Raw genomic sequence first — 7,975 nt, 5'->3', positions numbered from 1 at the left:
CTATTGCGAGCATTTGCAACGCGGCAGGCCGCCCAAAGCGGGGATGCGCGGCGCGCGAGGGACTTGTTCAGCGTTGCCTCAACGCACCCATCCCGTTCGGGCTGAGCTTGTCGAAGCCTTGCGCGGCGCTTCGACTGCGCTCAGTGAACGGACCTGATCTTTTTGAACTGGCGCCTTGGCCCCCGCCTCAGGGCCGCAGCTGCGAGGGTGGAAACCCAAAGCGCTCGCGGAACGCGGCACTGAAGCGGCTGTGCGATTCGTAGCCGCAGCGCGCTGCGATCTCGGACACCTGCAGCGTGGAGCTTTGCAGCAGCACCAGCCCCGTCTCCAGCCGCACATCGCGCAGGCACTGGCTCACGGTTTCGCCTTCCTGCGCGAGGCGGCGCTGCAGCGTGCTGGCGCTGATGGCAAAGGCCGCGGCGAGGCGCTCGACTGTCCAGTCGGACTGCGGGCTGGGGCCGATCAGCCGGCGCACACGCTCGGCCCAGCCCAGCTCGCCCGGTGGCGCAAACACCAAGCCGGCCTCGGCCAGTACCAGCAACACCTCCAACGCGCGGTGCTCGCGCAGGGCCCGCGAGCTGGTCTCGCTCTCCAGCGCCGCCACAGCACGCATGAAGCTGTCTTCAAACGCTGCATCGGCCGCCAAGCCCGCGCAGCCCTGCACTGCGGGCACCGCTGCGAACTGGCCGAACTGGCGATGGAACTGCTCCACCAGCTCGGGCGCAAAACACAGCAGCCGCGCCACATACCGGCCCTGGGGCGCCGGGTCGTTGACCACCTCCCACTGCGCCCCGCGTGGCAGCACAAACACGCGCCCGCTGGGGTAGCGGTGGCTGCCCCCGGGCGTGACCAGAAGCTTGGTGCCCGACACCACCCAGCCCACCGAGTCCATGCGCACCGTGATGGTGTGGATGCGGTGGTGGACTGTGGTCGCAATCTGCAACGACAGTGCGGCGGCGTCCACGGTCATTCCTCTCAATCCTCGGAGGGGCACACCGCATTGCGCAGACCCCCCCACCGATGCAAGGAGCGCTGCCCAAGCGCGGGACGCCTAGCAAGGGCCGCCCCGCAGCGAGGGCGTCGTCCCCCTGGAGGGGGAAGGCGCCGAAGGCGACTCAGGGGGTGCTTCACGTCACCCCAGGTGGTTGCCCAGGATGCCCGCCAGCTCGAACATGCCTGCGCTGTCCTTGCCAAACACGGCGCGCAGCTTGTCGTCCGCCACGATGGTGCGCTTGTCCTTGGGGTCCTGCAGGTTGTGGGCCTTGATGTATTCCCACATCTTCTTCACGGCCTCGGGGCGGGCCACGGGTTCGCTGCCGATCACGGCGGCCAGGGCGGCGCTGGGAGCCTTGCCGGCAGCGGCCTTGCGCGGGGCCTTGGCGGCGGTGGACTTGGCTGCGGCCTTCTTTGCAGGGGCTTTTTTGGCCGCAGCGCTTGTCTTGCTTGCCTTGGCAGCTACTGTTTTTGCAGCAGCACCCGCCGCAGCCGGTTTGCGGGGCGGAAACTTGCTGGGCGCAAACTCAAAGTTGACCTTGCCCGCATCCTTGTCCCACGCCAGGTGGGCCTTGAAGTTGCGGCGCGTGCGCATGCTCACAAACTTGTCGAGCAGGTCGGTCTTGCCGGTCTCCAGCAGCTTGGTCATCTGCTCGCGCTCCACCGGCTGCTGCAGGATGATCTTGCCGCTCTTGAAGGTGCAGCTGGGTGTGGGCTGGGCGGCCGTGGGCACGGCCTTGCTGCACACGTAGTTGCTGCCGTGCTCGTGCACTTCCGATCCGCAGATGGGGCAGGCGCCCAGCGAGGCGTCTTCAAACTCGACGATCTCGCCGGACTCCTCGCCCTTTTTGTCGTCGCCAAAGTCGAATTCGAGCTTGTAGTTGTGCGCCTCGTCGTCGTACTTGATGACGATTTCGGACGTGAACGGCCAGCCCGCCTTGGAGCGAAAGCCCTCCAGCGGGCCGATCTTGCGGTCGCGCAGCAGCTGCTCGGCCTCGGCCGTTTCAAAGGTGCGGCCGGCGGGCGACTTGCCGAAGCTGAAGCCGCAGCCTCCTTCGCCTGCATTGCCCGGTTTGCCCACGCAGGCGTACCTGCGGTAGTTTTCCTTCACCACGCCGCCGCAGTTGGGGCAAGGCGATGCGAGCGTGGCGTAGTCACCGGGGATGGTGTCGCGGTCGTATTCCTTGGCCTTCTTCACCATGCGCTCGGTCATGGCGGCAATCTCTTGCATGAAGGCTTCGCGGCTCAGTTGCCCCTTCTCCATCTGCGAGAGCTTGTATTCCCACTCGCCCGTGAGTTCGGCGCGGCAGAGTTCCTCCACCTCCAGCCCGCGCAGCAGCGTCATGAGCTGGAAGGCCTTGGCCGTGGGGATGATCTCGCGGCCTTCGCGCAGCATGTACTTTTCGGTCAGCAGGCCTTCGATGATGGCCGCGCGCGTGGCGGGGGTGCCCAGGCCTTTTTCCTGCATCGCGCTGCGCAGTTCTTCGTCATCGATCTGCTTGCCCGCGCTTTCCATGGCGCCGAGCAGCGTGGCTTCGGAATAACGCGCGGGGGGCTTGGTCTTGAGGCCCTTGGGGTCCACGGCCAGGGTGTTGACCATTTCGCCGGGCTTCACCGGCACCAGGTTCTGGCCCTTGTCGCCGTCCTTGCCGCCTTCGACTTCGTCGGCCGCTTCCTTGCCGTAGATGGCCAGCCAGCCCGGCTTGACCAGCACCTTGCCTTCGGTCTTGAAGTTGTGGGGCGCTACCGTCGAAATGCGGGTCGTCACCGTGTACTCGGCGCTCGGGAAGAACACGGCCATGAAGCGGCGCACCACCAGGTCGTACAGTTTTTGCTCGGCCTCGCTCAGGCCCGACGGGGCTTGCGTGGTGGGGATGATCGCAAAGTGGTCACTCACCTTGCTGTTGTCGAAGATGCGCTTCGATGGCCGGATGTAGTTGTTGTTGAGTGCCGTGAGCGCGTGCGGCGCGAGGTGCCGCATGCCGCTGTCCGCCAGCATCTCAAACGTCTGTTTGGCCACGGGCAAATAGTCTTCGGGCAGCGCGCGCGAGTCGGTACGCGGGTAGGTCAGGGCCTTGTGGCGCTCGTACAGGCTTTGCGCCAGGGCCAGCGTGGTTTTGGCGCTGAAGCCGAACTTGCCGTTGGCCTCGCGCTGCAGGCTGGTCAGGTCGAACAGCAGGGGCGACGCTTGTGTGGTTGGCTTGCTCTCTTCGGTGACCGTGGCCTGCTTGCCGCGCACGGCGTTGGCAATGGCTTGCGCTTCAGCGGCAGACCATACGCGGTCGGCCTTGGCTTCGGCATCTTCGCCCTTCTTCCACTTGGGGTCGAACCACTTGGCGGGGTATTCACCGGCCTGGGCGCCAAAGGTGGCGTGGATTTCCCAATAGTCGCGGCTCACGAACTTGCGGATTTTTTCTTCGCGCTCCACCACCAGCGACAGCGTGGGCGTCTGCACCCGGCCCACGGTGGTCAGGAAGAAGCCGCCATCGCGCGAGTTGAACGCGGTCATGGCGCGCGTGCCGTTGATGCCCACCAGCCAGTCGGCCTCGCTGCGGCTGCGCGCCGCGCTGGCGAGGCCCGCCATCTGCTGCTCGCTGCGCAGCGCGTCGAAGCCGTCGCGAATCGCCTGGGGCGTCATGGACTGCAGCCACAGGCGCTTGACGGGTTTGCCGAAACCTTTTCCGTCAGGCTTGGCCCCACCGGCGTACTGTTCGATCAGGCGGAAGATCAGCTCACCCTCGCGGCCCGCGTCGCAGGCGTTGATAAGGGCCGTCACGTCCTTGCGCTTGGCCTGCTTGACCACCGCGTTCAGGCGGGTCTTGGTCTTGTCCACGGGCTTCAAGTCGAAATACGGCGGGATCACGGGCAGGTGCGCAAAGCTCCATTTGCCACGCTTCACGTCGAACTGCTCGGGCGCCTGGATCTCCACCAGGTGGCCCACGGCGCTGGTGACGACATAGCGGTCGTTCTCGAAGTAGTCTTCGTGCTTGTCGAACTTGCCCGCCACGGGCGTGAGTGCGCGCACGATGTCTTGCGCCACTGAAGGTTTTTCTGCAATTACCAGGGTCTTGGTCATTTTTCGGTTTCTCGCCAGTCTGGCTTTCCGGCATCCGGCCGGCCGCTTCTACAATCCGTTGCCTCACGCGTGCACGCGCACGCGCATGTGTGCCTATTCAAGTTAACAGAGTTTTTGCCATGCCCCGCACCGCACCGCCTGCATCCCCGACCCCTGCGCTCGGGCGCCGCATCCAGACCCGGCGCTCGGGCGTACACGGCAAGGGCGTTTTTGCGGTGCAGGATATCGCCGAGGGCGAGGTGCTGGTGGAGTACACGGGTGAGGTGATCGGCTGGCAGGAGGCGCAGGACCGGCACCCGCACGACCCGCTGCAACCCAACCACACGTTCTACTTCCATGTGGATGAAGACCATGTGATCGACGCAAAGTTCGGCGGCAACTCCTCGCGCTGGATCAACCACAGCTGCAACCCCAACTGCTACGCGGACGAGCAGGACGGCCGTATCTTCATCACCGCGCTGCGCAACATCCGGGCCGGCGAAGAGCTCAACTACGACTATGGCCTGATCATCGAAGAGCGCTACACGAAGAAGCTCAAGGCCGAATACCCCTGCTGGTGCGGCAGCGCCAACTGCCGCGGCACGCTGCTGGCGCCCAAGCGCGGCTGGGCGCCTCCCGTGCCCCTGCCGCCTTCCAAGCCGTCCTCCTCCAGGGCCACCCAGGCCGCCTTGCCCAAAAAGGCCCCAGCGCGAGGTCGCAGCCAGTGAACGCCCCCCCCATCCTCTGGCCCGCCGAGGCCCTTTGGGAAGCCGTGTCACCGCTGTTACCAGGCTTTACCGTCGAGGTGCTGCCCACCATCGACTCCACCAACACTGAGCTGATGCGGCGCGCGCGCGCAGGCCAGTGCGGGCCCACCCTGCTGGTGGCCGAGCAGCAGACCGCCGGGCGCGGGCGGCTGGGGCGCAGCTGGCAAAGCGATGCCGGCGCCTCGTTGATGATGTCGCTGGGCCTGCCGCTCGCGCCCCGCGACTGGTCCGGCCTGTCGCTCGCCGTGGGTGTGAGCGTGGCCGAGAGCCTGCAGCCCGTGCTGCCCGCCAAGGGCCCCGGGCAGCCTGCGTGCGTGGGGCTCAAGTGGCCCAATGACCTGTGGCTGGGCTGTGGCGATGCGCCCGCAGGCGACCGCAAGCTGGGCGGCATTCTGGTGGAGACCGCGAGTTTTGTGGCGCCCCAGTCGACGGCAGCGGCGGCGCAGGCGGATGCCGGCCCCGGCACGGCGCGCTATGTGGTGGTGGGCATCGGCATCAACGTGCTGCCGCGCGGCGCCGAGGGCATGCGCATGCCCCCCGGCAGCCTGCAGGAGGTGGAGCCCGGGCTCGACGCGCCCGCTGCGCTGCAACGCATCGTGCCGCCGCTGGTGGCCATGCTGCAGTCGTTTGAAGCCTACGGCTTTGCGCCCATGCAGCCCCGGTTTGCGGCGCGCGACGTGCTGCAGGGCCGCGCCGTGACCCTGAGCGACGGCCACACCGGCACCGCGCATGGCGTGGGCGACGATGGCGCACTGCTGGTGCACACGGCGGGCGGCATGCAGGCCATCACCAGTTCCGAGATCAGCGTGCGGCCCAGCGCCGTGCCGCCGGTATGAAGCCCCCGATGAACCGCCCAGCGAAAGGCCGCGCCCCATGCTCCGACTCGCCGTGATCGTGCTGCTGCTGGCCAACGCGGGCTACTTCGCGTGGGCCCAGGGGCATCTGCGCAGCTGGGGCTACGGGCCGGCGGAGCAGGCCGAGCCCCAGCGCATGCACCAGCAGATCAAGCCCGAGACCCTGCAGATCCTGCGCGTGAACCCCAGCCGCACCTCATCCTCCTCGTCGGCCGCCCCCGCCCCAGCGGCCCCTCCCCCCCTCGCTCCTTCCTCCCCCCCCTCCACCACCACGGCCGCTGATGCCTCCGCGCCGGGCGAGCAGGCCGAATGCCTGCAGGCCGGCGTCTTTGACGAGCGCCAGGCCGAGGCGGTGCGCACCGCCGCCGCCAGCCTGCCGCAGGGCAGCTGGGTGCTCGACCCCACGCCCGTGGCGGGCCGCTGGATGGTGTACATGGGCCGCTTCGAAGACCTCGAAACCCTGGACAAGAAGCGTGCCGAGCTGCGCGCCCGCAACGTGCCCTTCGACCGTGCCGGCGGCACCTGGGAATTCGGCCTGTCGCTGGGCCGCTTCACGTCCGAAGAAGCCGCGCGGCGCGAGCTGGCCAGCCTGGGCAACAAGGGCGTGCGCACCGCCCGCGTGATCCAGGAGCGGGCTGATGCGGCGGGCTTCACCCTGCGTCTGCCCGCCGTGACCGATGCGCTGCGCCCGCAGCTTGACAGCCTGCGCGCCGCGATGGCCGGCAAGGCGCTGCGCAGCTGCGGCTGATCGTGGCCGCGCCGCGGCCGCTCAGCCCTTCCCCGCAAAAGACGCTGCCGCGCTGCCCGCGTCCCGCGCGCCGAAGCGCACGGTGAACAACGCGCCGGGCGGCTGCTGGCCGGGGCGGGCGTCTTCCAGTGTCAGCTCCGCACCGTGCTTGGCCGCGATCTCCAGCACGATGGGCAGGCCCAGGCCCGAGCCATCGGCCTCGCTGCCCAGCGCGCGGTAAAAGGGCTGGAAGACCAGCTCGCGCTCGGTCTCGGGCACGCCGGGGCCCGAGTCTTCCACCTGCAGCAGCAGCACGTGGCCGAAAGTGTCGGCCAGCACGCGCGCGGTGACCACCCCGGGTTTGCCGGGCGACGAGGGCGTGTAGTTGATGGCGTTGTCCACCAGGTTGCGCACCAGCTCCTTGAGCAGCGTGGGGTTGCCGTCCACCAGCACGCCGGGGGAGCCGGGTTCGGCGCCGTCGTAGCCCAGGTCGATGTGCTTCTCCAGCGCACGGGGCACCGAGTCGCGCACCACTTCGATGGTCAGCCGGGCCAGGTCGCAGGACTGGCGGGCGATGCCCGCGCCGCTGCCTTCCGCGCGCGCCAGCGCCAGCAGCTGGTTGACGGTGTGGGTGGCGCGGATGCTGGAGCGGCCGATCTGCTGCAGCGAGCGCTTGAGTTCCTCGGTGCTGGTGCCCTCGCGCTGCGCCAGGTCGGCCTGCATGCGCAGGCCCGCCAGCGGCGTCTTGAGCTGGTGGGCCGCATCGGCCAGAAAGCGCTTTTGCGTGGCCAGCGAATCGCTCAGCCGCGTGAGCAGGTCGTTCACCGACGAGACCAGCGGGGCCACCTCCAGCGGCACGGCGTGGTCGTCCAGCGGCGAGAGGTCGTCGGGGTCGCGTGCGCGGATGCGCTGCTCCAGCAGGTTCAGCGGCTGGATGCCGCGCGCCAGCGCCAGCCACACCAGCAGCACGGCCAGCGGCAGGATGACGAACTGCGGCAGCATCACGCCCTTGATGATCTCGGTGGCCAGCACGCTGCGTTTTTCGCGCGTCTCGGCCACCTGCACCAGGGCCGCCGGCGTGCCGGGCAGCGGCAGCCGCACCCAGAGGTAGGCCACGCGGATCTCGATGCCGCGCATCTCCGCATCGCGCAGCTTCACCTCGGCCGACATGGGCACCTCGTCGGCCGAGGGCGGCGGCAGGTCGCGCTCGCCCGACAGGAACTCGCCGCCCGGGCCCACGACCTGGTAGTAGACGAGGTCGGAGTCGTCGGCGCGCAGGATCTCGCTGGCGGGCTGGGGCAGGTTGAACTGCACCTCATCGCCCACCACGGTGACGAGCTGCGCGAGCGCGTGGGCGTTGTATTCGAGCGCGCGGTCAAAGGGCTTGTTGGCCAGGCCCTGCGCCACCAGCCAGGTCAGTGCCAGCGTCACCGGCCACAGCAGCAGCAGCGGCGTGAGCATCCAGTCGAGGATCTCGCCAAACAGGGAGCGCTGCTCTCGCTGGAAGATTTTCAAGACGCTGGCCGTTGGTTTTTATGAGTGAAATATGCCTTCAGCGCTTATCCATCAAGCGCTGACA

6 protein-coding genes are annotated in these 7,975 nt (G+C 68.1%); 3 read left to right on the top strand and 3 right to left on the bottom strand.

Annotated elements, in window-relative coordinates:
- Window positions 1-187 precede the first annotated feature (187 nt).
- Both ACOQFS_RS14830 and ACOQFS_RS14825 read right to left on the bottom strand, forming a co-directional pair.
- Window positions 188-970 (bottom strand): helix-turn-helix transcriptional regulator, encoded by a 783-nt coding sequence (locus ACOQFS_RS14830; protein WP_421563593.1) that lies wholly within the window; start codon window positions 968-970, stop codon window positions 188-190.
- 162 nt (window positions 971-1,132) lie between these two features.
- Window positions 1,133-4,069, bottom strand: a complete 2,937-nt coding sequence (locus tag ACOQFS_RS14825) for a DNA topoisomerase III (protein ID WP_421563592.1) — start codon at window positions 4,067-4,069, stop codon at window positions 1,133-1,135.
- A 119-nt stretch (window positions 4,070-4,188) separates the two neighbouring features.
- On the opposite strand from ACOQFS_RS14825, the gene ACOQFS_RS14820 reads away from it, so the two are divergent.
- Genes ACOQFS_RS14820 through ACOQFS_RS14810 form a run of 3 tightly spaced genes read left to right on the top strand, consistent with a single transcriptional unit; the run spans window position 4,189 to window position 6,417 of the window.
- Window positions 4,189-4,776 carry an SET domain-containing protein gene (locus ACOQFS_RS14820; protein ID WP_421563591.1) on the top strand — a complete coding sequence of 196 codons (588 nt, stop codon included), beginning with the start codon at window positions 4,189-4,191 and terminating at the stop codon, window positions 4,774-4,776.
- Window positions 4,773-5,651, top strand: a complete 879-nt coding sequence (locus ACOQFS_RS14815; protein ID WP_421563590.1) for a biotin--[acetyl-CoA-carboxylase] ligase — start codon at window positions 4,773-4,775, stop codon at window positions 5,649-5,651. The genes ACOQFS_RS14820 and ACOQFS_RS14815 overlap by 4 nt, the downstream gene beginning before the upstream one ends.
- A 37-nt stretch (window positions 5,652-5,688) precedes the next feature.
- The gene (locus tag ACOQFS_RS14810) at window positions 5,689-6,417 is read left to right on the top strand and encodes an SPOR domain-containing protein (protein WP_421563589.1); all 729 of its coding nucleotides are present in this window, start codon (window positions 5,689-5,691) and stop codon (window positions 6,415-6,417) included.
- 21 nt (window positions 6,418-6,438) lie between these two features.
- On the opposite strand, the gene ACOQFS_RS14805 is transcribed toward ACOQFS_RS14810, so the two are convergent.
- The gene (locus ACOQFS_RS14805; protein ID WP_421563588.1) at window positions 6,439-7,911 is read right to left on the bottom strand and encodes a sensor histidine kinase; all 1,473 of its coding nucleotides are present in this window, start codon (window positions 7,909-7,911) and stop codon (window positions 6,439-6,441) included.
- Window positions 7,912-7,975: the final 64 nt, after the last annotated feature.

The organism is Paracidovorax sp. MALMAid1276 (assembly GCF_049198005.1).
Lineage (GTDB): Bacteria > Pseudomonadota > Gammaproteobacteria > Burkholderiales > Burkholderiaceae_C > Acidovorax.
Note: the sequence above shows the minus strand (reverse complement) of the source record. Positions and strands in the feature narration are given on the sequence as shown.

What these genes read in the sequence shown, in the direction of transcription:
- ACOQFS_RS14825 (WP_421563592.1), bottom strand. Translation starts at nt 4,069, where the DNA reads ATGACCAAGACCCTGGTAATTGCAGAAAAACCTTCAGTGGCGCAAGAC.
- ACOQFS_RS14830 (WP_421563593.1), bottom strand. Translation starts at nt 970, where the DNA reads ATGACCGTGGACGCCGCCGCACTGTCGTTGCAGATTGCGACCACAGTC.
- ACOQFS_RS14820 (WP_421563591.1), top strand. Translation starts at nt 4,189, where the DNA reads ATGCCCCGCACCGCACCGCCTGCATCCCCGACCCCTGCGCTCGGGCGC.
- ACOQFS_RS14810 (WP_421563589.1), top strand. Translation starts at nt 5,689, where the DNA reads ATGCTCCGACTCGCCGTGATCGTGCTGCTGCTGGCCAACGCGGGCTAC.